This window comes from Kosakonia sp. N21 (genome assembly GCF_050587465.1).
Taxonomy (GTDB): domain Bacteria; phylum Pseudomonadota; class Gammaproteobacteria; order Enterobacterales; family Enterobacteriaceae.
This window is the reverse complement of record NZ_JBOBHR010000008.1, coordinates 133317-157875: the sequence shown is the minus strand read 5'-3', so window position 1 is coordinate 157875 and position 24559 is coordinate 133317. Positions and strand designations below refer to the sequence as shown.

Sequence of the window (24559 nt, the reverse complement as noted above, 5' to 3'; positions counted from 1 at the left end):
GATACTTTTGTGATCTGAACGGTGCAGCACCCCGCTGGAATCTGCTCTGCAACGTCCCATTTCAGGCAAAATGTTAAAACACCCATTCTTAAGCATAGCCAACGCTTTCAGACTCTTGCGAAAATAAACACATCACTTTTTCTTTGCGGGAAATTTGCGGAAAAAAAGCATAAAAAAAGGGATGCCGAAGCACCCCCTGATTCTCTTTTTATGCTTACGCCAGGTGGCGCAACATACGACGCAGCGGTTCGGCCGCGCCCCACAAAAGCTGGTCGCCCACAGTGAAGGCGGAGAGGAACTCCGGCCCCATATTCAGTTTACGCAGACGGCCCACCGGCGTGGTCAGCGTGCCTGTGACTGCGGCTGGCGTCAGTTCGCGCATGCTGATCTCACGATCGTTTGGCACCACTTTCGCCCACGGGTTGTGCGCCGCCAGCAGCTCTTCCACGGTCGGGATAGAGACGTCTTTTTTCAGTTTGATGGTGAAAGCCTGGCTGTGGCAACGCAGCGCACCGATACGTACGCAAAGCCCATCAACCGGAATGATGCTGGAGGTGTTGAGGATTTTGTTGGTTTCGGCCTGGCCTTTCCACTCTTCGCGGCTCTGGCCGTTATCGAGCTGTTTGTCGATCCACGGGATCAGGCTTCCCGCCAGCGGTACGCCAAAGTTATCTACCGGCAGCTCACCGCTGCGGGTCAACGCGGTGACTTTGCGTTCGATGTCGAGAATAGCAGAAGCTGGATCCGCCAGTTCCGCTGCAACGTGGTTGTGCAACTGACCCATTTGCGTCAGCAGTTCGCGCATATGGCGCGCGCCGCCACCGGAAGCCGCCTGATAGGTGGCGACAGAGACCCACTCCACCAGATCGTTGGCGAAGAGCCCACCGAGGGACATCAGCATCAGGCTGACGGTACAGTTACCGCCGACAAAGGTTTTCACGCCGTTGTTCAGCCCGTCGTTAATCACCGCCTGGTTAACCGGGTCGAGAATAATAATGGCGTCATCTTTCATGCGCAGTGAAGAAGCCGCGTCAATCCAGTAACCCTGCCAGCCGCTTTCACGAAGCTTTGGATAGATTTCGTTGGTATAATCGCCGCCCTGGCAGGTGACAATGATGTCGAGTGCCTTCAGCGCTTCCAGATCGAACGCATCCTGAAGCGTGCCCGCTGCCTGACCGCTGAAGGCGGGAGCAGCTTGCCCAAACTGGGAAGTGGAAAAGAAGACAGGGCGAATGGCGTCGAAATCGCGCTCTTCAACCATGCGTTGCATGAGTACAGAGCCGACCATTCCGCGCCAGCCGATAAAACCAACATTTTTCATAGCGAAGTTCCTGCAGAGGTGTGTGCTGTTGTGCGAGCCAGTGTCCAACTGGGGTATGACCACATTACAAAATGCTGCCAAAGTCGCAAGTGAAATTAATCAATGATCGCGAATGTATCAGAAACGCAGCTAATTACTGCAATTATGTGGCAAGTGTCAGGGATAATAATGAATGAGTGAGATCATCTCCGCAACGGTGTTGCTGATCCTGATTATGGATCCGTTGGGCAACCTGCCTATCTTTATGTCGGTATTAAAACATACCGAGCCAAAACGCCGCCGGGCCATCATGATCCGCGAACTGCTGATCGCCCTGCTGGTGATGTTTATCTTCTTGTTTGCTGGTGAAAAAATCCTCGCGCTGCTGAACTTACGCGCCGAGACGGTTTCCATTTCCGGCGGCATTATTCTGTTCCTGATCGCCATTAAGATGATTTTCCCCAGCGAGTCTGGCGGCAGCAGTGGTCTTCCCGCCGGTGAAGAACCCTTTATTGTCCCGCTGGCGATCCCGCTGGTTGCTGGCCCTACTTTGCTGGCAACACTGATGCTGTTGTCACACCAGTATCCTAATCAGATGGGCCATCTGGTGATTGCGCTGCTGATTGCCTGGGGCGGTACGGTGGCCATTCTGCTGCAATCATCGTTGTTTCTGCGCCTGCTCGGCGAGAAAGGGGTTAACGCGCTGGAACGCCTGATGGGGCTGATTTTAGTGATGCTCGCCACCCAAATGTTCCTCGACGGGATAAGAGTGTGGATGAAGGGATAACCTACTCCCCCCTCAATCTTTATTCGTGTGTATGTGTCTGTATCGGTCGCTGATGAACAGACTGAAATTCCGATGGAGTAAAAAAAACACCACGTTAAACAACGTGGTGTTTTTCAATGCCAGATGGCGGTTTCGCCTTATCAACCGGGCATACAAACCTTAGCTCAGCAGCGTAAACGCAATCATGCCGATAATCGCGCCGGTGGTGCCGAGGATGGTTTCCATCATCGTCCAGGTTTTCAGCGTTTGTGCTTCCGTCGCACCGGTAAAGCGGCCATACAGCCAGAAACCGGCGTCGTTCACGTGGCTCACCACGATGGAACCACCCGCGATGCAAATAGAGAGCGCCGCCATCTGCGCGCCGTTGAAGTGCAGTTGCTCAATCACCGGCATCACCAGACCGACCGCCGTCAGGCAGGCCACCGTGGCGGAACCCTGAATAATGCGCACCGCCGCCGCCAGCACAAAGCAAGTGATGGCGATAGGCAAGCCCATGCCGGTCAGCGCTTCGCCCAGCGCCGGGCCAACGCCGGAGTCAACCAGCACCTGCTTGAACACGCCGCCCGCGCCGATCACCAGCAAAATAATGCCTGCCGGCTGCAATGCGTGACCGCAAATTTCCATCACGCGATCTTTCGCCATGCCCTGACGTATTGCCAGACCGTAAATCGCCACCAGGCACGCCACGAGGATCGCGGTGAACGGGTGACCGATAAATTCCAGCCAGTCATACAGGTTGCTGCCTTCTGTCACGAAGCGCGCGGCGATGGTTTTCATCCCGACCAGCACCAGCGGCAGCAGGATCAGCGACAGACTGAAAGCGAATGACGGCATTTTGCCTTCGCCCAGATGCGGCTCGCTAACATCATCCGGAATATGCAGTTGCACATGGCGACTAATAAAGTTGCCCCACAGCGGACCGGCAATCAGCATGCCGGGGATTGCGGCACACAGGCCAATCAGGATCATCCAGCCAAAATCCGCATGCATCTGCGAAGCCAGCAGCATTGGCGCGGGCCCCGGCAGCAGGAACGCCGCCGCTGCCGCTACGCCGGCAAACAACGGTATGACCAGTTTGACCAGGTTAGTGCCTGTGTGGCGCGCCATCGAGAACGCAACGCTTATCAGCAGCACAATCGCCACTTCAAAGAACAGCGGCAATGCGCAAATCAGCCCCGCCAGACCAATCGCATAATGCGCGCGATTGTGACCAAACGATTTGAGCATCTTGACGGCGATTTGATCCACCGCGCCGGTCTCATGAAGAATTTTGCCGAACATCGCGCCGAGCGCCACCACAATGGCGAGGAAACCCAGCGTACCGCCCATGCCTTTTTCCATGGTCTGCGCGATCTTAATCAACGGCATTCCGGAAAAAAGCCCTGCACCAATAGAAACCACCATCAAAGCAATGAAAGCATGCATACGCGCTTTCATCACTAAAAACAGCAGCAGTAAAACCGACCCCACTGCTGTTAAAACAAGCGTTAATGTACTCACTGCGCACTGCCTTTATTAATCACTGCAATCGTGCTGGCGACCACGCCGTCCAGCGGTTGATCGATATCGACGATCAGCACGTCACGCTCATCTGCGCCCGGCTCTTCCAGCGTGTCAAACTGGGTGACCAGCATCTGCGTTTTGAAGAAGTGACCTTTACGCGCTTTCAGACGGCTTTCGATGACATCAAAATCGCCTTTCAGGTAGATAAAGGAGAGGTTTGGGTTTCCGTCGCGCAGCAGATCGCGGTAATGCTTTTTCAGCGCCGAGCAGACAATCAGCGACACTTTATTGGTGCGCTGCATGGCAAATGCGGCGTCGTTCAGCGCCTGTAGCCACGGTTTACGGTCATCGTCGTTCAGCGGTTCACCGGACGCCATTTTGGTGATGTTGCTGCGCGGATGGAGGAAGTCGCCGTCAAGAAACGCGGCATGCAGCTGATGCGCCACTTCGCTGGCAACAGCAGATTTACCACTGCCGGAAACGCCCATCAGGACATAAACGTGGTGATCAAGATTAGTCGTGCTCAAAGGGAAGCCCCCACAGGTGCAAGAGTGAATTGTTACGGGTAACTGTTATCGGTAACATTGTCCTGCCGGGGTAACGGAGAAGCAATATCCATTCGTGCCAGAGATAAATAAGTGTGAGCTACTTCAAATTTGTCAGACTAAATAGATCCACCCGGTGACAAAGTGAAACCTAAATCTAACATTTTCGGCGTAACTGCTTCACCACGAATGCGCGCCAGCAGACGTTCGGCTCCGATACGCCCCATACGTTCGCGCGGCGTGAGCACGCTCGCCAGACGCGGCTCCATTACCTGGCCAATGTCGTGACCGTGGAACCCGGCGATCGCCATATCATCAGGAATTCTCAGCCCCAGGCGCTGGCACTCAAACGCGGCGCCGACCGCCAGGTCATCGTTGGTACAGAAAATTCCGTCCAGTTGCGGGTACTCGCGGCGCGCCTGACGCATCAGTTCAATACCGGCCGTGTAAGAGGAGGATTGTTCCACCATCACACTGTACGGCGTAAGCCCGGCATCCAGCATCGCCTGCTCGTACCCCTTCTGTTTGATGATAGTACGTTCATCCAGACGCGCGCCGAGATAGGCAACGCCGCGATGACCGCGCTCAATAATCGCGGCGGTCATCTGCCGCGCCGCTTCGAAGTTATCGAAACCGACGGCGATATCCAGGCAGGGAGATTTGCTGTCCATCAGTTCCACGACCGGAATGCCCGCCACTTCAATCATTTTCAGCGTGCGTGGAGTATGCGTGCGTTCGGTGAGGATCAGGCCGTCAATGTTCCAGGAGAGCATCGATTCCAGACGCTCTTCTTCCATTTCGGCTTTGTAGCCGTAGTGCGCCAGCATGGTTTGATAGCCGTGGGCGTCCGTCACGCTTTCAATACCGCGCAACACTTCAGCAAACACCTGGTTGGTCAGCGACGGGAGCAATACGCCAATAGCGCGGCTGGTGGCGTTGGAGAGAATATCGGGAGCGCGATTGGGAATGTAACCCAGCTCATCAAGCGCAGCGGCGATTTTGCCACGTAACGCAACGGACACCTGTTCCGGGTTACGCAAAAAACGGCTGACCGTCATTTTGGTCACGCCAACGCGATCGGCCACATCCTGAAGTACGGGTCTTTTCTTTTTCATCGTCCTGACATTTTAAACAGAGAGAGATTTTCTCAGTTTATCACGGACAACGCGCAACCTTCCGGCCAAAACCAGAAGGTTGCGTCATTTATTTAAGCCACATCAAACTGGCGGCAGGTCAAACAGCAGAATTTCACTGTCGCTATCGGCATGAACCGAGATAGCCTGCTCATCCCAGATTGCCAGACCATCGCTGGTGGTGGCTTTGGTGCCGTTGATGGTGATATCCCCTTTCACCACCTGGATCCACACGCGGCGGTCAGCGGCGATCTGATGCACCGACTGCTCATCTTTCAACAGCGCCCAGCGGTAGAGTTCCATATCCTGGTGCACTTTCAGAGAGCCATTGCGTGCATCCGGCGACAGCACCAGTTGTTTGCCCTGCGCAGCGTCAAAGCGGCGCTGCTCGTAGCGCGGCGTGATGCCGTTCGTTTCCGGAATGATCCAGATTTGATACAGGCGCAGACGCTCGGTGTCGCTCGGGTTGTATTCAGAGTGACGCACCCCGGTTCCGGCGCTCATAATCTGGAATTCACCCGCAGGTACCTGCTCTTTGTTGCCCATGCTGTCCTGGTGCTCAACGGCCCCTTCCAGCACATAGGTCAGGATTTCCATGTCTTTGTGCGGATGGGTGCCGAAGCCCTGACCCGGGTCGATCACGTCGTCGTTAATGACGCGAAGCGCCGAGAAGCCCATAAAATTCGGGTCATAATAGTTGGCGAAAGAGAACGTGTGCCAGGAATCCAGCCAGCCATGATTTGCGTGACCACGGTCGTTTGCTTTGCGTAAGAAGATCATTTTTTTACCCCCGTATGTTTTCGATGGAGTAAGTGTGGACGCAATCGGTCGGGGATCATAGAGGGTGAAAATTGACTCCTCTGTTCAAAAAAAATGAACAAGTTGTGAGGAGTCTTTTCAGGCTATTTTGTGAGGGTTACCGTGGCGGGTGATGCCTGCTTAAAGGCGTGCTCCAGCAGTTCAAGGTTGGTGAGAACTTCAGATTCCTTGACGTAATTCGGCGTGCCATTCACCAGCGTTGCATACAGCGCATCGTAGACGCGGCCATAGTCGCCCTTTTCCGGCGCAATCTCTTCACGCACCGTTTCGCCCGCCGCATTCACATACTCGAGAATGCCGATACTGTTATCTGCGGCAAACCCCGCCTCCCCCGGCATAATATTGGCCTTCAGGCTGGTTTCCTGCTGATCGATACCGTATTTGATAAACGAACCTTTGGTGCCATGAACAATAAATTTGGGGTAGTCGATTTTCACCAGATGGCTGGTTTTAACAATCGCTTTCAAATCGCCATAGAAGAGCTGCGCCTCGAAGGTATCGTCCGGATTGGCTTTATTGCGCAGGCTACGGATGTCATACGCGGCATGATCCGGTCGGCCAAACAGAGAGATGATTTGGTCCATGGTATGAACGCCAAGGCCGTAAAACGATCCATCCTGCGGCAAGCCTGGATTGGTTTCCGCCACCGGGCGGTAATAATCAAAATGGCTTTCAATTTCAACGATATTGCCAAGCTTACCGCTTTCAATCGCCTTTTTGGTGGTCAGGAAACAGGCGTCGAAACGGCGATTCTGATACGGCGTGACCGTCAGACCTTTGCGTTTCGCCAGTTCAAACAGGGTGACAGCTTCCGCCATGGTCGGTGTAAACGGCTTTTCCACCAGCACATTTTTACCTGCTTCCAGCGCGCGTTTCGCATAATCGAAGTGGCTGTCGGCATGAGTACAGACGATCACCAGTTTGACCTGCGGATCGTTAAAAATATCGTCGAGATCGCTGGTGAAGTGAATATGTTGATAGTGCGGGTGCTGCTCTTCCGGCTTCGGGTGACGGCGGAAAATATGCGCCACATGCCAGCTTGCTTTACGGTTCAGAACATAAGGGAGGTGGTAGCGGGTAGTGCTTTTGCCAAACCCAATGAATGCGCAATGTAATGTCATGATCCAGTCCTTGTTAAGGTGACTGTCACTACCATAGCGCAACCTTGCGGAGGTTGTCCCTGCATGGCGTCTTAAAAGACCGACATGTTTGCGGCAAAAAAAAGCCAGCACCCGGCTGGCTAAGAAAATACTGGAAGCAATGTGAGCAATGTCGTGCTTTCAGGATTACCGCTACGGTTTCCCTGAACGCATGGCAATAATAATCATTATCATTCGCACTTGTCTACTTCTTTTTGCAAAAAATGGCAGTTGACGCTGCGCCACAAAGCCAGGAATGTGTAAGTCATCCCCACAAACAAGGAGAAGCAGGATGAGTGAGATAGTGATACGCCATGCCGAAGCGCGCGATGCAGAAGCCTTACGCCAGTTTTATGCGCAACCCGAGGTGTATCACAACCTGCTACAGCTACCTCATCCGCCTGCTGAGTTGTGGGAAGATCGCCTGAAACCGCAGCCAGGCCGTCGCCAGTTGGTCGCCTGTATTGATGAGCAGGTTGCCGGAAACCTGACGCTGATGGTGGAACAAAACCCGCGCCGCAGCCATGTAGCCGCCTTTGGCATGGCGGTTTCGTCAGCGTTTCACAATCGCGGCGTCGCCAGTGCACTGATGCATGAAATGGTCAACCTGTGTGATAACTGGCTGCGCATCGAACGCATTGAATTAACGGTGTTTGTCGATAATGCGCCCGCGCTGGCGGTGTACCGTAAGTTCGGTTTTGACGTCGAAGGCACCGGAAAACACTACGCGCTGCGCAACGGTGAGTATGTGGATGCTTATTTTATGGCGCGCGTGAAGGGTTAAACGGAAACCTCTCCCCGGTTGGGGAGAGGTTTAAATCAATAACCGGCCGTTAAATCATCCACCGAACGCGGGTCAGACGCACCATACAGCGTGCCATCTGGCCCGACCATAATGCTCTGCGTGCTTCCCATCGCCTCTTTCACCACCACTTTCTGCCCGCGTTGCTCGAGCAGTTTTAGCGTGTCCGGGCTAAAGCCTTTTTCCACGCGCAACTCATCCGGTAGCCACTGATGATGGAAGCGCGGCGCATTGCTCGCTTCGGCGACATTCATCCCAAAATCGATGCTGTTAACCACCATTTGCAGCACCGTTGTGATAATACGACTACCGCCAGGGCTGCCGGTGACCAGCCAGGTTTTACCGTCTTTCACCACAATGGTGGGCGACATGGACGAGAGCGGACGTTTGCCAGGGCCGACCGCATTGGCGTCACCGCCTACCAGTCCGTAGACATTCGGCACACCGGGTTTTGCAGAGAAGTCATCCATCTCATTATTCAGCAGAATGCCGCTATTCCCCGCGACAATCCCGGTCCCGAACGTGGTGTTCAGCGTATACGTCACCGAAACCGCATTGCCGTCTTTGTCGACAACGGAGAAGTGCGTGGTTTGGTTACTCTCATACGGCTCCAGCTTACCGGGGCGGATCTGGCTGGAAGGCCGGGCTTTGTTAACGTCAATTTTTTCCGCAATGGATTTGGCATACGCTTTATTGGTGAGCGCCTGCCACGGCACTTTCACGAAGTCCGGATCGCCAAGATACTCAGAGCGATCGGCATAGGCGTACTTTTCGGCTTCCGCCATCACCTGCATTGCGTCGGCGCTGCCAAAGCCATATTTCGCCATATCGAAGTTTTCAAGGATATTGAGGATTTGCACAATATGGATACCGCCAGACGACGGCGGTGGCATGGAGTAAACCTGGTAACCGCGATAATCACCGCTGATGGGCGTACGCTCGACGGCTTTATAATTGGCCAGATCCTCTTTGCTGATAAGCCCGCCGTTCTTGCTCATCTCTTGCACTATCTGACTGGCAATCTCGCCTTTATAGAAGGCATCCGGCCCTTTCTCTGCAATCAGTTCCAGGCTTTTGGCGAGATTGCTCTGCACCAGTTTGTCGCCCTTTTTCAGCGGTTCGTCGTTCTTCCAGAAAATCGCTTTACTGTTTTCATGGTTTGGCAGCACTTCACTGCCGTAGGTTTTCAGGTCGTCCGCCAGCGCGTCATTCACTGTGATCCCTTGTCTGGCCAGCTTGATCGCAGGCTGAATGACTTTATTCAATGGCAGGGTGCCGTACTTCTCCAGCGCCAGCGAGAACCCCGCAACCGTGCCGGGCGTACCGGAGGCCAGATGCGACGTCAGCGACTTTTTACTGTCCGGGTTGCCCTGATCGTCGAGAAACATATCGCGTGTGGCAGCGGCTGGCGCCATTTCGCGAAAGTCGATGGCGGTAACCTTGCCGTCTTTGGTACGGATCATCATAAACCCGCCGCCGCCCAGGTTTCCGGCTTGTGGATGGGTGACTGCCAGCGCATAGCCCACCGCGACGGCAGCATCCACGGCGTTACCGCCCTGTTTCAGGGTATCGACGCCAACACGGGTTGCGGTCTCATCCACGGATGCCACCATGCCCTGCTTCGCCCGCACAGGATGGAAAACATCGGCTTCAACGCCGTATGAGACGGGCGCAGGTGCTTGCGTCGGTGGCGGCGCAGCGCCAGCGCTAAAACATCCTCCCGCGGTCAGCGCGGCGATAGCCACCCAGCGCGCAAACTTCTGTTTCATCATCGTCGTTCTCCGAATAGAAGGGCTACAGTTCCCGATTAAGCCTGGTTCACAACTCCTAAAAAATCATCGTCATGAATGAAACGAGGTAAACTTAGGAGAAGCCTCAAAGGAGGAAAGGACGATGAAACGATTACTGTTTGTGGCGGCACTGCTACCTTTTGCCGCATGTGCACAGCCGCTGAATACCACCAATAACCCCAATCAGCCGGGGTATGTGATCCCCAGCCAGCAGCGCATGGAAACGCGGATGCTTAACCAGCAACAGCAACAGAAAGGAATGCTGAATCAACAGCTACAGACGCAAGCCCGTCAGCAGCAACAACGCCTGCAGACTCAGTTAAATAACGACGCGCAACGCGTAAGGCAGGCCCAGCCGGGGGAGCTCGATCCCAGCCGCCAGCAACTGCTCCCCAATACTAACGGCGGCATGCTCAGCCAGGGGATCGGTAATGGTGGCAGGGTGAACACGCAGCAACATATGTTGCCGCAGAATCAGAACGGCAGTCAGTTCAGCAGCGGAACAAACAGCAGTGCCGGAACAGGGACGCAGCAGCACATGCTGCCGCAGAATCAGAACGGCGGCCTGCTGCGTAGCACGCCGTCATCCACAACACCTTAAAACGTAAAATTAGGGCCGATATCGTCGATTTTATCGGTGCAGATACAATCCACGCCCCAGCGCAGCAACTCTCCCGCACGTTGGGGTTCATTAACGGTATAAACCAGAATGCGTAAACCTGCCGCACGCAGCATCCGCGTGCGGGCTTCGTCCAGCAGGCGATGATTCAGGTGAATAGAGACGCACCCTAACCGGGTGGTCAGTTCCTGCCAGTCATCACGCCATTCATCCAGCAATAGCCCGCGTGGCAGCTCCGGCGCAGCCTGTTGCGCCGCTTCCAGCGCATCAATCTCAAAAGAAGAGAGCAGCGGCGGTGTCATTCCTGCCCAGAGTTCTCGCGCCGCCAGCGCCACCACTTTACCCGTCAGCGGCCCGGTGCCGGTGGTGGGTTTGATTTCGATATTGGCCATCATTCCATGCAGACGGCAGCGCTCCGCGACCTGAGAAAGCAGCGGCAACGGTTCACCTTTAAATTCCCCGCTGTACCAGCCGCCCGCATCCACTTTCAGCAAATCATGCCATGCCAGCTCGCCCGCCACGCCCCAGCCATTGCTGGTGCGCTCGAGGTTGTCGTCATGCAGTAAAAAAATCTTCCCATCTTTTGATAGCTTGGCGTCGAACTCAATCATCGTGTGACCGTAGCGAGCGCCGACATCAATCGCCGCCAGCGTATTTTCCGGCGCCAGTTTACCGCCGCCGCGATGCGCGACAATGTGGGGATATGGCCAGTTACTCATACTCGTTGTCCTGTTTCACCATCAAATAAGTGGAGGTGATTTTCCGGCAGAGAGAGCCACAGCGTGCTGCCTGCCGCCGGGCGCTCCTGATGCGCAAGACGCACCACCAGCTTCTGCTCTCCCCAGCGCCCGTGCGCCAGGTTATCGGCGCCGAGCATCTCCAGCGTATCCATCACCAGCGGGATACCGCCAGCGGATTGTGAGCTTAACGCAATATGTTCCGGGCGGATACCCAGCGTCATTTTACGCCCGGCGTAACCGCGATAATACCAATTGATGGGCAGCGCCATACCGCTGTCCAGTTCAAAATGGGTGCCTGCGCTACTGATGCGACCATCAAGCAGGTTCATGGCCGGGCTACCAATAAAGCTGGCGACAAAACGGCTGGCGGGTTTCTCATACACCTCAACCGGCGTACCGATCTGTTCCGCCACGCCTTTGTTCATCACCATCACCCGTTGTGCCAGCGTCATCGCTTCCACCTGGTCGTGTGTCACGTACAACGAGGTGGTGTTCAGGCGACGGTGCAACTGTTGTAGCTCCAGCCGCATCTGCACACGCAGTTTGGCGTCGAGGTTCGAGAGAGGTTCATCAAACAGGAATACTGCCGGATCGCGCACAATCGCACGCCCCATCGCCACACGCTGGCGCTGACCACCAGAGAGCTCACGCGGACGGCGTTTTAACAGCCCATCCAGTTCGAGAATACGTGCAGCTTCCGCCACGCGCCCGGCGATATGCTCCTTGCCCATACCGCGGATCTTCAGCCCCCACGCCATGTTCTCCTCCACACTCATGTGCGGGTAGAGCGCATAGTTCTGAAATACCATCGCAATCCCGCGATCTTTGGGTTCCATTTCCGTAACACGCTGGGTATCGATCCAGATATCGCCGCTGGAGACGCGTTCCAGCCCGGCGACCATCCGCAGCAAGGTGGATTTCCCACAGCCGGATGGCCCAACCATGACAATAAATTCGCCGTCGGCGACATCCAGCGTCAGTGGCTGGATCACCTGGGTTTTACCACTGTCCCAACTCTTCGTAACCGCTTGTAATTTTAATCCTGCCATCTTATTTCTCACTGTCGACCAGGCCGCGCACAAAGGCGCGCTGCATGGCTAAAACGATAACGACCGGGGGGATCAGCGTCAGCAACATGGCTGCCATCACCTGGTTCCATTGCGTGGTGCCTTCGCCGCTGGCAATCATGCCTTTCACACCCGCTACGGCGGTGCCAAGGTTCACATCGCTGATAATCAGCAGCGGCCACAGATACTGGTTCCAGCCGTAGATAAAGGTGATAACAAACAACGCCGCAAGGTTGGTTTTAGAGAGCGGCAGTACGATGTCGCGGAAAAAGCGCATCGGTGAGGCACCGTCAATGCGTGCCGCTTCTATCAGTTCGTCCGGCAGCGTCATAAAGAATTGGCGGAACAGGAATGTTGCAGTAGCCGATGCCATCAACGGCAGCGTTAGGCCGGTGTAGCTGTCGAGCATTTTCAGGTTGGCTATCACTTCCACCGTCGGAAAAATGCGCACTTCCACGGGCAGCATCAGCGTACTGAAGATCATCCAGAAGAACAGGTTACGCAGCGGGAAGCGGAACCAGACGATGGCAAACGCCGACAGGATCGACACGGCGATTTTCCCGACGGTGATCACCAGCGCCATAATGAAACTGTTGGTCAGCATCAACCAGAAAGGCGCGCTGTTCACGCCGATGCCGTTTATCCAGATATTGCGCAGGTTTTCCCACAGGTGCGTCCCGGGGATTAGGGTCATCGGGGTGTCATAAACCGCATTAATATCCAGCGTTGCCGTCACAAAGGCGACATACAGCGGGAACAGCACCACCGCAATGCCGAGAATAAGCATGATATGGCTGAACAGCGTCAGGCCAGGGCGATTCTCAATCATTGGTAGCGCACCTTACTTTCAACATAGCGGAACTGAACGACCGTTAGCACAATCACCAGCACCATCAGCACGACCGACTGCGCCGCAGACGCGGAGAGATCCAGCCCGGCAAAACCTTCACGGTAGATCTTGTAGATAAGCGTGGTAGTCGCCTGTACCGGTCCTCCGGCAGTGGCAGCATCGATAACCGGGAACGTGTCGAAAAAGGCATACACCAGGTTCACTACCAGCAGGAAGAAACTGACCGGCGCGATTAACGGTAGCGACAATTTGAAGAACCGGCGGACAGGCCCTGCGCCATCAATGGCGGCCGCTTCCACCAGCGAACGGGGGATCGACTGTAACGCCGCAAAAAAGAACAGAAAGTTATAGCTTATCTGCTTCCACACCGAGGCGAACACCACAAGGAACATGGCCTGGCCGCTATGTTGCGCATGGTTCCAGTCATAGCCAAAGTGTTCCAAAAAGTGGGTGATCAGCCCGCGCCCGGGATTGAAGAGGAAGATCCACAACACCGCGGCAACGGCAGGAGCAACCGCATACGGCAGCAACATCAGCGTTTGGTAAATCCGACTGCCGCGCACCACGTTATCCACCAGAGCGGCAAAAAACAGCGACACGAACAGACCACTGAAGGTCACCAGCGCGCTAAAACGGATAGTCGTCCAGAAGGCGTCCAGATAATAGCTGTCGTGGAACAACGCCACGAAGTTATCCAGCCCAACAAACTGGCTGGAAAGCCCGAACGGATCGACGCTTTGCACCGAGTACCACAGCGCTTCGCCCGCAGGCCAGATAAAGAAAATAACCGTGATCGCCAGTTGCGGCGCAACCAGAAGATAAGGCAGCCAGCGCGAACGAAACACCGGACGGGATGAGGACATAAATTGGCTCTGCTTGTGTTTGCCTCTCCCCTGTCCCTCCCCGCACTGGGCAAAGGGAAAAACACCCTCTCTCTTGTCGAGAGAGGGCCGGAGAGAGGGGGAAAAGATTAAGACTTGGTGGACTGCTCGAAGCGGCGCAGCAGTTGGTTACCACGCTCTACGGCAGCATCCAGCGCCTGTTGCGGGGTTTTCTTGCCAGTCCATACGCTTTCCAGCTCTTCATCAACAATGGTGCGGATCTGCGGCATGTTGCCCAGACGCAGACCTTTGGTGAACGCCAAAGGCGGTTTGTTCAGCATCTGACGGGTGGCGATGTCCGCGCCGGGGTTTTTGTCATAGAACCCTTGCTGACGCGTCAGGTCGTAGGCGGCAGTCGTAATCGGCAGATAACCGGTTTTCTGGTGCCATTCGGCTGCGTTTTCCGGTTTCGTCAGGAAGTCGAGGAACTGAGCAACGCCTTTGTAGGTTGCCTCGTCTTTGCCCTGCATGACCCACAGGCTCGCTCCGCCGATAATGGCGTTCTGCGGCGCGCCTTTCACATTGGCATCGTAAGGCATCATGCCGACGCCATAGTTGAATTTGGCGTAATGACGGATATCCGCCAGCGAACCCGAAGAAGCGGTAGTGATGGCGCAATCGCCGTTATAGAACTTCTCGGTGGACTCGTCTTTACGTCCGAAGTAGCTGAAATCACCTTTCTTGTTCAGTGCTTCCAGCATGGCGATATGTTTCACCTGCTCCGGTTTGTTAAATTCCAGCACGGCGTCCGTACCGTCAAAACCGTTGTTTTTGGTCGCTACCGGCAAACCGTGCCAGGCGCTGAAGTTTTCGATCTGGATCCAGCCCTGCCAGCCGCTGGCGTAGCCGCACTTCATGCCTGCTGCTTTCAGCTTCGCGGTGTATTCGGCCAGGTCCTGCCAGGTTTTCGGCGGCTGGTCCGGGTTCAGACCGGCTTTTTTGAAGGCGTCTTTGTTGTAATAGAGCACCGGCGTGGAGCTGTTAAACGGCTGAGAGAGCAAATGGCCGGTTTTAGAGTCGGTGTAATAGCCGGAAACCGTCGGAACGAACTGGCTTTCATCAAACTTGATGCCTGCGTCCTGGAAGACCTGGTACACCGGTTTGATCGCTTTCGAAGCCATCATGGTCGCGGTGCCCACTTCGTATACCTGCAAAATCGCCGGCGCGTTGCCAGTACGGAATGCGGCGATACCTGCACTCAGGCTCTGTTCATAGTTGCCTTTGTACACCGGTACGATTTTGTAATCCGGGTGGGTGTCATTGAAACGTTGCGCCAGGGAGTCAACTTCTTTACCTAACTCCCCTTCCATCGAATGCCAGAACGGAATGGTGGTTGCGGCCAGGGCGTTGCCTGCAAAAACGAATCCCAGCGCCAGACCCAAAGCTGTATGTCGTAACGTTGTCATTGTGCTCTCTCTTGTTATACGGGATGCGCGATATCACGCGTTTTGTGCTCGCGAGGTAACATGACATGCTCGAATGACAGAAAAATAATCTTTTAATTACAAATAAATGACAGCCAGGCGTCAGGAAAATGTCGGTGGGATGATAGTAACGTGAAGGAAAAATGGCGGATTGCCAACGGATAAGGGAAAGGGCTTCCCTGCTGGCAAAGAAGCCCTTTATAAAGGCGCTCAGAGGCTATGCCGGCAACTGTCGCTCCTGAAAAGGCAGGGATTGCTCCCTGCCTCCAGGTTGCTACTTACCGGATTCGTAAGCCATGAAAGCCGCCACCTCCCTGTCACTATCCCTGTAGCGGATCTCGCACAGTGATTTTCGTGTCAGCCAGGTGAATATCACGAGTGTGAAACACACCATAAATACGCACCAGAGAAGAGTGTTTCGCGGAATTTTCATGGTTCACGCCTCCTTGCCTTGCGGCGGGTAAGAGGCTATCCTGATGTTGTTCAGGCATTCGGATGGCCTCGTGGTGGTTAATCAACATTAACTTACTACGGGGCTTTCTTCTTTCTGCCGCACAACTTTCTACCGTCATGAGGCAAAAAGCCTCAAGCGCCGCCCGCATCATATCCCATCAAATCCGCAGGCAGCATCCCGGCATGGCACTTTTCAGATAATAAAAAACCGGCCACTCGCGACCGGTTCAGATGTTTTACGCGAACGTTTAACCGCCCAGATACGCACTGCGCACCGCTTCATTCGCCAGCAGCGCTTCACCGGTATCTTCCAGCACCACATGACCATTCTCCAGCACATAGCCGCGATCGGCGAGCTTCAGTGCCTGGTTGGCATTCTGCTCCACCAGGAAGATGGTCATCCCTTCTTTACGCAGTTGCTCAATGGTGTCGAAGATTTGCTGAATAATGATCGGCGCTAACCCAAGAGACGGCTCGTCCAGCAGCAGCAAACGCGGCTGGCTCATCAATGCGCGGCCAATGGCCAGCATCTGCTGCTCACCGCCGGACATGGTGCCCGCACGTTGCAGACGGCGCTCATGCAGACGCGGGAACAGCTCATACACCCGTTTAATGCGGGTCTGAAACTGCTCGCTGTCGGCAAAGAAACCGCCCATCGCCAGATTCTCCTCAACAGTCATACGCGAGAAGACACGACGCCCTTCCGGGACAATCGCCACCGCTTCACGCATGATCTTCGCGGTTTGCCAGTCGGTGATGTCCTTACCATCAAACACAATGCGCCCACTGGTAGCGCGCGGATCGCCGCACAGCGTTCCGAGCAGCGTGGTTTTACCCGCACCGTTCGCGCCAATCAGGGTCACGATTTCGCCCTGATTAATATGCAGGCTGACATCGTGCAGTGCCTGGATTTTGCCGTAGTGGGCGCTTACTTTGTCAAACGACAACATGACTTTTTCCATCTTAGCCTCACCCACCTTATGCTTCGCCCAAATAGGCGCGGATCACGTCCGGATTGTTACGAATTTCTTCCGGTGTTCCGTTCGCCAGCGGCGTCCCCTGGTTCACCACATAAATCCGGTCTGAAATGCCCATCACCAGCTTCATATCATGCTCAATCAGCAGGATGGTGGTGTTGTGGTTATTACGCAGCTCGACAATCAGCTCATCCAGCTCTTTCGTCTCTTTCGGGTTCAGACCGGCGGCTGGTTCGTCGAGCATCAGGATCTCTGGCTGCGTCACCATGCAACGCACGATTTCCAGACGACGCTGGTCACCGTAGGCAAGGTTGCTCGCCTGACGGTTAGCGTGCGCTAACAAACCAATACGGTCCAGCCAGGTGGCGGCGCGATCCAGCGCTTCACTCTGCGCCCGGCGAAACGACGGGGTTTTCAGCAGGCCAGAAAATACCCCGGTCTTTAACTGCTGATGCTGCGCCACCAGCAGGTTTTCGATCACCGTCATTTCACGGAACAAGCGCACATGTTGGAAGGTGCGCACCACGCCCATCCGGGCGATTTCCTGCCCCGGCAGCCCTTCCAGGTGCTGGTCACGCAACATGATGGTGCCACCTGTCGGTTTATAGAAACCGGTGAGGCAGTTGAACACCGTGGTTTTACCCGCGCCGTTCGGACCAATCAGTGAAACGATCTCCTGCGCCTTCAGCTCCAGCGCCACGTTGTTAACGGCGAGCAGGCCGCCGAAGCGCATCATCAGACCGTTTACGGATAACAATGGCTGACTCATGCCTGCTCTCCTTTCACTTGCCCGTTTTTCAGTTTCAACTGCGGACGGGTCATCGGCAGCAAGCCTTGCGGACGCCAGATCATCATCAGTACCATCAAACCACCCAGCATCAACATGCTGTATTCATTAAAATCACGCATCAGCTCACGGGAAACCACCAGCAGGATAGCGGCGAGGATCACCGCAAATTGCGACCCCATGCCACCCAGCACCACGATCGCCAGTACAAAGGCGGACTCGGCGAAGGTGAAGGATTCCGGGCTGACAAACCCCTGGCGCGCAGCAAACAACGTCCCGGCAAAACCGGCAAACGCAGCACTGATGGTAAACGCCGTCAGTTTGATGCGGGTCGGGCTAAGACCCAGCGAACGGCAAGCGATCTCATCTTCACGCAGCGCTTCCCATGCCCGGCCCAGCGGCATACGCAGCAGACGGTTGATCACAAACAGCGTCAACACCACCAGCAACAACGCCACCAGATAGAGGAACACCACGCGATCGCCGGGATCGTATTGCACATTAAAGAAGTTGCTGAAGGTATCCCAGCCGCCTTCACGCGCCGTCCGGCTGAACTCCAGACCAAACAGCGTCGGTTTCGGGATCTGGCTAATGCCGTTCGGGCCACCGGTGATTTCGGTGTTGTTCAACAGCAGAATACGGACGATTTCCCCAAAACCCAGCGTCACAATCGCCAGATAGTCGCCGCGCAGACGCAACACCGGGAAGCCAAGCAGGAAACCCGCAGCGGCGGAGACCAGCCCCGCCAGCGGCAGGCAAGTCCAGAAACCGAGGCCGTAATAGTGGTTCAGCAAGGCAAAGGTATAAGCGCCAATCGCGTAGAAACCACCGTAGCCCAGCACCAGTAGACCAGACAACCCCACCACCACGTTCAGCCCCAGGCCGAGGATGATATAAATCATTGTCATGGTGGCGATATCCACCGTACCGCGCGACACGACAAACGGCCACGCCACGGCAATCACCAGCAGCGCCAACAGGAACAGCTTCTGTTTTACCGTTGAACCGTCAACAGCCGGCAGAATAAACTTCGGCCCGGAGACGCCCTTCAGCGATTTCTGGAACAGCGGGCGCAGCAACTGGAAGAAAAAGACCACCGCCGTGCCGATAAACACCCACTGCCAGCGAATATGCGCGGCGGTGTTCACCACCAGTTTGGTCCCGTCCAGCTCCAGTTGGACACCCATAAAGACGCTCGCCAGGATGAAGAACAGCGCAGCAGAAAGCAGCGCCATCGCAAAATGCATCGGTTTCATACTTTTTCAACCTCCGGGCGGCCAAGGATACCGGTCGGCATCACCAGCAACACCATGATCAACAGCGCAAACGACACCACATCTTTATATTCGGTACTCAGATACGCCGAAGAGAGGGATTCCGCCACACCGAGGATCAGACCGCCGATCATCGCGCCAGGAATACTGCCGATACCGCCCAGCACCGCCGCGGTAAACGCCTTCATGCCCGCCATAAAACCGATGTAAGGGTTGATAACACCATAGAACTGACCCAGCAGCACACCCGCCACCGCCGCCATTGCCGCGCCAATCACAAAGGTCAGCGCAATCACGCGGTCAGTATTGATGCCCAGCAGGCTTGCCATTTTTAAGTCTTCCGAACAGGCGCGGCAAGCGCGCCCCATGCGGGAATAGCGGATGAACAGCGTCAGCGCCAGCATGGAGATAAACGTCACAATCCAGATAACCAACTGCATGGTGGTGATGCTGGCGGAGAAGTTTTCACTGTGACCGACCACCCACTGGCCGTTAAACAGGCTCGGCAACGCCACGTCACGGGAACCTTCGGTCAGGCTGACGTAGTTTTGCAGGAATATCGACATACCGATGGCGGAGATGAGCGCAATCAGGCGCTTGGAGTTACGCACCGGGCGATAGGCCACCCGTTCGATGCTCCAGCCGTAGGCGCTGGCTATCACAATCGCCCCGACGAAACCGGCCGCCACCAGCAACCAACTGGAGTCGATGCCCATCATCATCAGTGCAGCGATAATCATAAAAGAGACATAGCTACCGATCATGTACACCTCGCCGTGGGCGAAGTTGATCATGCCGATAATGCCGTAAACCATGGTGTAACCAATGGCGATCAATGCATAGGTGCTTCCCAGCGTGACGCCGTTAAACATCTGCTGCAAGAAGTAGAGAAACTGCTCGGACATAACATAACCTTCTTAAATCTCTCCGGACGTTGCGCCCGGAGAGAGGGATGACAGTTATTTCGCCACGGACGACGAACCATCGGCGTGCCATTGGAAAACGCCAAAATCAAATCCCTTCAGATCGCCTTTTTCATCCCAGTTCAGCGGCCCAATAACGGTTTTAGCCCCGTTGGCTTTTAAATCTTTAATCAGCGCCAGCGGCTCGGCGCTGCTGCTCCGCTCAAGCGCGGTCGCCAGCGACTGTACGGCGGCATAGGTAATCCACACATACGGACCGCTCGGATCTTTTTTCTCTGCTTTCAGCGCCTCGACGATGCCCTGATTCGCAGGATCCTGGTCATAGCGTTTCGGCATGGTAACCAGCATGCCTTCCGCTGCATCTCCCGCGATATTGGACAGCGACGCGTTGCCCACGCCTTCCGGCCCCATAAACCGGGTTTTCAGGCCGTTAGCACGTGCCTGACGCAGCATCTGCCCCATCTCCGGGTAGTAACCACCGTAGTAGACAAAGTCGATATTTTCTTTTTTCAGACGTGCAACCAGCGCAGAAAAATCTTTTTCACCGGCAGTAATACCGTCGAAGAACACCACATTTGCACCGCCCGCTTTCAGCCCATCCTGAACGGAGCGTGCGAGGCCTTCGCCGTACTGCTGTTTATCATGGATGATGGCGATGCGCTGCGGCTTCACCGTATTCAGGATGTATTTTGCGGCAGTCGGCCCTTGCGAGGAGTCCAGCCCGGCGGTACGCATAATGTGCTGATAGCCGCGCTGAGTCAGTTCCGGGTTGGTCGCGCCAGGCGTGATCATCAGAATGCCTTCGTCTTCATAAATATCGGAAGCAGGCTGCGTTGATGAGGAGCAGAGGTGGCCAATCACATATTTCACACCGTCGTTAACGATTTTGTTAGCGACAGCAACTGCTTGTTTCGGGTCACAGGCATCGTCATATTCCATCGCGACCAGTTTGTCGCCTTTGATCCCGCCTTTGGCGTTGATGTCGTGGATTGCCTGACGCGCGCCGTTAAACTCCATGTCGCCCCACTGCGCAACAGGACCGGACATCGCACCTACAACCGCGACTTTAATCTCTGCCGCCATGGCCGCGTGAGACATCGCAAGTGCAACCATCCCCGCGATCGCTGTCTTCGCGTTCCTTCTCATTCTTTTAAATCCCCACTCGTCGTGATGTTGTGTAAATATTTTGTTTTTTTATGGTTAAAAAGCATTCTGTACTTTTAATGTACAACGCTATTTTTACCAGTGCCTTTAATGGTTTAGCGCAGTCTTTTGGCAAAAACCAGACTAAATCCTCTATTTTTCAGGCGATTAAGCAGAGATAATATTCTGTATTTGATCGGAGATAAACAAAAAAAGGCCAGGCTTCAGCATAAAATAATGGTACAAAGAGCGGAATAAATCACTACTGATTAGGTTAAAATCCTGCCTGTTTTTCGATCTCCAATGTTTCACGCTATCCCGAAGGCTGCGGCAAAATTATTCGCCTGTTGGACGAAAAATAAAAAACTAACAGACCCGACCAAACGAAATTGTTTACACTCACACTATCTTTTGCATTTTGGACAAGCTGTACATGAAATTGACTATCATCCGACTGGTGAACTTTACCGAGCAGGATCATATTGATTTAGCTAAAGTCTGGCCGGAATACTCCCCCGCGTCACTCGACGTGGACGACACGCACCGCATCTATGCAGCGCGGTTTAATGACAGATTGCTGGCTGCTGTTCGCGTGACCTTACGCGGTACCGAAGGCGCGCTGGATTCGCTTCGCGTGCGCGATATCACTCGCCGTCGCGGTATCGGGCAATATCTGGTGGAAGAAGTGATGCGCGATAACCCGGCGATAACCAGCTGGTGGATAGTGGACATCGGTGTGGAAGACAGAGCCGTGATGGCCGCCTTCACCCAAACGCTGGGCTTCGCCGCACAGGAAAATGGCTGGGAAAAACGGTAAAAAAGCCGGATGGGAAGATCTCCATCCGGCTTAGAAGAACGCCCTGTCCGGGAATGTCGCGTCTCAGGCAGACTGTTTGCTCCCCCCAAACACCTGCACAGACAAGTCACCGGGGTAAGCGAACGCAGCCAGTGCGCCTGCGGCGCAAAAGGCTGCGGTCAGTTCGGGCTTATTTCGCGTCGGTTGCCGTGCCGTTGGCATGCCAGGTGAAGACACCGAACTCAAAACCTTTCAGATCGCCCTTCTCATCCCAGGACAGCGGCCCCATAACGGTATCCACTGAGTGCCCTTTCAGCCAGGTCGCGATAGCCGCCGGATCGGCAGACTGATTCAGGCCAGCAGCCAGCGACTGCAGCGCCGCATAGGTCGTCCATACGAACGCACCACTCGGATCCTGTTTCTTGCCTTTGATAGCGTCAACAATCGGTTTGTTCGCCGGGATCTGATCGTAGTTCTTCGGCTTGGTCACCAACATGCCTTCCGCAGAGTCGCCTGCAATGTTAGACAGGGAAACGTTAGCGACACCTTCCGGGCCCATGAATTTGGTTTTCAGACCGGCTGCACGTGCCTGACGCAGAATCTGCCCCATTTCCGGGTGATAACCGCCGTAGTAGACGAAATCGATATTTTCTTTCTTGAGACGCGCCACCAGCGTAGAGAAGTCTTTCTCACCCGCGGTGATACCATCAAAGAACACCACGTTCGCGCCGCCTTTTTTCAGCCCGTCCTGCACAGCACGCGCCAGACCTTCGCCATATTGCTGTTTGTCATGAATCACTGCGATACGCTGCGGCTTCACGCTCTGCAGAATGTATTTCGCTGCGGTCGGCCCCTGATCGGAGTCCAGGCCGGTAGTGCGCAGTGTCAGTTTGTAACCACGGGCGGTCAGCTCTGGCGCAGTAGCCGCAGGCGTGATCATCAGAATACCTTCGTCTTCGTAGATGTCCGACGCAGGCTGAGTGGAGGAGGAGCACAGGTGACCGATAACGTATTTGATCCCGTCGTTAACCACTTTGTTGGCAACCGCAACCGCTTGTTTCGGGTCGCAGGCATCGTCATATTTCACCGCAACCAGTTTGTCGCCCTTGATCCCACCCTTCGCGTTGATATCGGCAATTGCCTGCTCAGCGCCGGTAAATTCCTGGTCACCGTACTGCGCAACCGGACCGGACATTGCACCCACAACGGCAACTTTAATATCTTTGGCGAATGCCACGTTGCTCATTGCTAACGCAATACATCCCGCCAGTAACGCTTTGCCCTTCATTTTCATCCTGAGATTCCCCATTGTTATGGTGATTGCTATTTGTTGTGATGTTGTTGTTTGACACATTATTTTGCTTACACACATAAGCAAAGAATATGATAGTAGTTATTAGCGATTCTGCCCGTGCATTAGCAGCATACTCTGCTAAAACATACCCCAATTTTCAGAATATGGAATAACAATTTTGAAGGTTGTGCGACAGCGTGATGACAGTGTGTGGAAAAGCCGCCCATAAGGCGGCTGAATAATTAGTGCGTCAGCGACTGATGGAGAATGTCCAGCGCTTTACGGAACTGGACTTCCGGAATGGTCAATGGGTAGAGGAAACGGATCACGTTGCCGTAAACGCCGCAGGTCAGCAACAACAACCCCGCCGCCAGCGCCTTATCCTGCACCTGTTTCGTAAATTCCGCTGACGGTGCGCCTGTGTTCGGGTCGTTAAACTCCACCGCCACCATCGAACCCTGCGCACGAATCTCTGCGATATACGGGCACTGCGCTTTGGCGTTGTTCAACACTTCCACCAGATGTTTACCCAGGTGATTAGCGCGTTCGCACAAATCTTCTTCGTCGATAACATCCAGCACCGCATGCGCTGCCGCCACCGCCAATGGGTTACCCGCATAAGTGCCGCCCAGCCCGCCCGGCGCAGGAGCGTCCATGACCTCCGCACGGCCAGCAACCGCCGACAGTGGCAAACCGCCCGCCAGACTCTTCGCCATGGTGATCAGGTCAGGCTTAACGTCGTAATACTCCGAGGCAAAGAGTTTGCCGGTACGGGCAAAGCCGCTCTGCACTTCATCGACAATCAGTAAAATACCGTGGCTGTCGCACAGCTTACGCAGCGCTTGCATAAAGTCCGCTGGCGCGACATTAAAGCCCCCTTCGCCCTGTACCGGTTCCAGCAGGATAGCGGCGACCTGATCCGGTGCGATATCAGCTTTAAAAATGCGTTCGAGACTTTTCAGCGCATCGTCCGTGCTCACCCCGTGCAAGGCATTTGGATACTGGGCGTGGTAAATCGAACCCGGGAACGGGCCAAAGCCGATTTTATAAGGGGCGACTTTGCCAGTCAGGGCCATGGTCATAAAGGTTCGTCCATGGAAACCGCCGCCAAAGGTGATAACACCCGGGCGTCGGGTATAAGCACGGGCGATTTTCACCGCGTTTTCTACCGCTTCCGCACCCGTTGAAAAGAACGCTGTTTTGGCCGGGCCAGTGACCGGCACGCGTGCATTAATGCGCTCCGCCAGCGACACATAGCTTTCGTAAGGTACGATTTGGTAGGCAGTATGTGTAAATGCCTGTAGCTGTTTTTCCACCGCCGCCATCACTTTCGGATGACGATGCCCGGTATTCAGCACCGCAATGCCGGCGGCAAAATCGATCACTTCATTGCCTTCCACATCCCACAGCGTGGCGTTCTCCGCTTTTTCAGCGTAAAACCCGCACATCACTCCAATCCCACGCGGCGTCGCCTGTAAACGGCGCTGATGTAATTCGTTATTTTTCACCTTGA

At 54.8% G+C, this 24559-nt stretch carries 24 protein-coding genes and 1 pseudogene; 4 read left to right on the top strand and 21 right to left on the bottom strand.

Annotation, left to right across the window (positions count from 1 at the left end; genetic code table 11):
- Positions 1-214 precede the first annotated feature (214 nt).
- On the bottom strand, positions 215-1321 hold the full coding sequence (gene asd, locus ACQ3G7_RS19085; RefSeq protein ID WP_430891238.1) for an aspartate-semialdehyde dehydrogenase: 1107 nt from the start codon (positions 1319-1321) through the stop codon (positions 215-217).
- 172 nt (positions 1322-1493) lie between these two features.
- Here asd and ACQ3G7_RS19080 point away from each other — a divergent pair, with 172 nt between their 5' ends.
- Positions 1494-2087 (top strand): YhgN family NAAT transporter, encoded by a 594-nt coding sequence (locus ACQ3G7_RS19080; protein WP_061492841.1) that lies wholly within the window; start codon positions 1494-1496, stop codon positions 2085-2087.
- A 159-nt stretch (positions 2088-2246) separates the two neighbouring features.
- Here ACQ3G7_RS19080 and gntU read toward each other — a convergent pair whose 3' ends face one another.
- From gntU to ACQ3G7_RS19055, 5 genes are all read right to left on the bottom strand, one after another.
- Positions 2247-3587 carry a gluconate transporter gene (gene gntU / locus ACQ3G7_RS19075; RefSeq protein ID WP_263099005.1) on the bottom strand — a complete coding sequence of 447 codons (1341 nt, stop codon included), beginning with the start codon at positions 3585-3587 and terminating at the stop codon, positions 2247-2249.
- Positions 3584-4117: a gluconokinase gene (gene gntK, locus ACQ3G7_RS19070; RefSeq protein ID WP_430891235.1), complete on the bottom strand. Its 534-nt coding sequence runs from the start codon at positions 4115-4117 to the stop codon at positions 3584-3586. Before gntK ends, gntU begins: the two co-directional genes overlap by 4 nt.
- Before the next feature lie 137 nt (positions 4118-4254).
- Positions 4255-5250 (bottom strand): gluconate operon transcriptional repressor GntR, encoded by a 996-nt coding sequence (gntR, locus tag ACQ3G7_RS19065; RefSeq protein WP_061492838.1) that lies wholly within the window; start codon positions 5248-5250, stop codon positions 4255-4257.
- Positions 5251-5352: 102 nt separating this feature from the next.
- A complete protein-coding gene (locus tag ACQ3G7_RS19060) occupies positions 5353-6048 on the bottom strand; it encodes a pirin family protein (protein WP_430891233.1) in 696 nt (231 codons plus the stop codon).
- Between the two features lie 122 nt (positions 6049-6170).
- The gene (locus ACQ3G7_RS19055) at positions 6171-7208 is read right to left on the bottom strand and encodes an oxidoreductase (RefSeq protein ID WP_430891231.1); all 1038 of its coding nucleotides are present in this window, start codon (positions 7206-7208) and stop codon (positions 6171-6173) included.
- Between the two features lie 310 nt (positions 7209-7518).
- Here ACQ3G7_RS19055 and yhhY point away from each other — a divergent pair, with 310 nt between their 5' ends.
- Positions 7519-8010, top strand: a complete 492-nt coding sequence (yhhY, locus tag ACQ3G7_RS19050; RefSeq protein ID WP_430891229.1) for an N-acetyltransferase — start codon at positions 7519-7521, stop codon at positions 8008-8010.
- Positions 8011-8045: 35 nt separating this feature from the next.
- Here yhhY and ggt read toward each other — a convergent pair whose 3' ends face one another.
- Complete coding sequence (gene ggt / locus ACQ3G7_RS19045; RefSeq protein WP_430891227.1) at positions 8046-9800, bottom strand: gamma-glutamyltransferase; 1755 nt, start codon at positions 9798-9800, stop codon at positions 8046-8048.
- A gap of 121 nt (positions 9801-9921) precedes the next feature.
- Here ggt and ACQ3G7_RS19040 point away from each other — a divergent pair, with 121 nt between their 5' ends.
- Positions 9922-10419, top strand: coding sequence for a DUF2756 family protein (locus ACQ3G7_RS19040; protein WP_430891225.1), 498 nt, complete (start codon positions 9922-9924; stop codon positions 10417-10419).
- Here ACQ3G7_RS19040 and ugpQ read toward each other — a convergent pair.
- The 12 genes and pseudogenes from ugpQ to livK all read right to left on the bottom strand — a co-directional run bounded on the left by ugpQ (position 10416) and on the right by livK (position 20959).
- Complete coding sequence (gene ugpQ / locus ACQ3G7_RS19035; protein WP_430891223.1) at positions 10416-11156, bottom strand: glycerophosphodiester phosphodiesterase; 741 nt, start codon at positions 11154-11156, stop codon at positions 10416-10418. The genes ACQ3G7_RS19040 and ugpQ overlap by 4 nt on opposite strands.
- The gene (locus tag ACQ3G7_RS19030; RefSeq protein ID WP_430891221.1) at positions 11153-12226 is read right to left on the bottom strand and encodes a sn-glycerol-3-phosphate import ATP-binding protein UgpC; all 1074 of its coding nucleotides are present in this window, start codon (positions 12224-12226) and stop codon (positions 11153-11155) included. The genes ugpQ and ACQ3G7_RS19030 overlap by 4 nt, the downstream gene beginning before the upstream one ends.
- A 1-nt stretch (position 12227) precedes the next feature.
- A complete protein-coding gene (gene ugpE, locus ACQ3G7_RS19025) occupies positions 12228-13073 on the bottom strand; it encodes a sn-glycerol-3-phosphate ABC transporter permease UgpE (RefSeq protein ID WP_263098996.1) in 846 nt (281 codons plus the stop codon).
- Positions 13070-13957 (bottom strand): sn-glycerol-3-phosphate ABC transporter permease UgpA, encoded by an 888-nt coding sequence (gene ugpA / locus ACQ3G7_RS19020; protein ID WP_430891219.1) that lies wholly within the window; start codon positions 13955-13957, stop codon positions 13070-13072. The genes ugpE and ugpA overlap by 4 nt, the downstream gene beginning before the upstream one ends.
- Before the next feature lie 107 nt (positions 13958-14064).
- Entirely contained in the window at positions 14065-15381 is a 1317-nt protein-coding gene (gene ugpB / locus ACQ3G7_RS19015; RefSeq protein ID WP_263098994.1) for a sn-glycerol-3-phosphate ABC transporter substrate-binding protein UgpB, read from the bottom strand.
- Between the two features lie 292 nt (positions 15382-15673).
- Positions 15674-15832 (bottom strand): type I toxin-antitoxin system Hok/Gef family toxin, encoded by a 159-nt coding sequence (locus tag ACQ3G7_RS19010; protein ID WP_061492827.1) that lies wholly within the window; start codon positions 15830-15832, stop codon positions 15674-15676.
- Positions 15783-15890 (bottom strand): annotated as a pseudogene (locus ACQ3G7_RS19005) (DUF5431 family protein); the annotation flags it as partial. The gene ACQ3G7_RS19010 and the pseudogene ACQ3G7_RS19005, both read right to left, overlap by 50 nt.
- Before the next feature lie 210 nt (positions 15891-16100).
- Positions 16101-16814 carry a high-affinity branched-chain amino acid ABC transporter ATP-binding protein LivF gene (gene livF / locus ACQ3G7_RS19000; RefSeq protein ID WP_430891216.1) on the bottom strand — a complete coding sequence of 238 codons (714 nt, stop codon included), beginning with the start codon at positions 16812-16814 and terminating at the stop codon, positions 16101-16103.
- A gap of 16 nt (positions 16815-16830) precedes the next feature.
- Complete coding sequence (livG, locus tag ACQ3G7_RS18995) at positions 16831-17598, bottom strand: high-affinity branched-chain amino acid ABC transporter ATP-binding protein LivG (protein WP_061492825.1); 768 nt, start codon at positions 17596-17598, stop codon at positions 16831-16833.
- Complete coding sequence (locus ACQ3G7_RS18990) at positions 17595-18872, bottom strand: high-affinity branched-chain amino acid ABC transporter permease LivM (RefSeq protein ID WP_263098992.1); 1278 nt, start codon at positions 18870-18872, stop codon at positions 17595-17597. Before ACQ3G7_RS18990 ends, livG begins: the two co-directional genes overlap by 4 nt.
- Complete coding sequence (gene livH, locus ACQ3G7_RS18985; protein ID WP_061492823.1) at positions 18869-19795, bottom strand: high-affinity branched-chain amino acid ABC transporter permease LivH; 927 nt, start codon at positions 19793-19795, stop codon at positions 18869-18871. Before livH ends, ACQ3G7_RS18990 begins: the two co-directional genes overlap by 4 nt.
- 54 nt (positions 19796-19849) lie before the next feature.
- A complete protein-coding gene (livK, locus tag ACQ3G7_RS18980; RefSeq protein WP_430891213.1) occupies positions 19850-20959 on the bottom strand; it encodes a high-affinity branched-chain amino acid ABC transporter substrate-binding protein LivK in 1110 nt (369 codons plus the stop codon).
- 430 nt (positions 20960-21389) lie between these two features.
- Here livK and panM point away from each other — a divergent pair, with 430 nt between their 5' ends.
- Positions 21390-21773, top strand: a complete 384-nt coding sequence (gene panM, locus ACQ3G7_RS18975; protein WP_263098990.1) for an aspartate 1-decarboxylase autocleavage activator PanM — start codon at positions 21390-21392, stop codon at positions 21771-21773.
- Positions 21774-21942: 169 nt separating this feature from the next.
- On the opposite strand, the gene ACQ3G7_RS18970 is transcribed toward panM, so the two are convergent.
- Both ACQ3G7_RS18970 and ACQ3G7_RS18965 read right to left on the bottom strand, forming a co-directional pair.
- Entirely contained in the window at positions 21943-23046 is a 1104-nt protein-coding gene (locus tag ACQ3G7_RS18970) for a branched-chain amino acid ABC transporter substrate-binding protein (protein WP_263098989.1), read from the bottom strand.
- Between the two features lie 242 nt (positions 23047-23288).
- Entirely contained in the window at positions 23289-24554 is a 1266-nt protein-coding gene (locus tag ACQ3G7_RS18965) for a 4-aminobutyrate--2-oxoglutarate transaminase (protein WP_430891210.1), read from the bottom strand.
- Between the last annotated feature and the right edge of the window lie 5 nt (positions 24555-24559).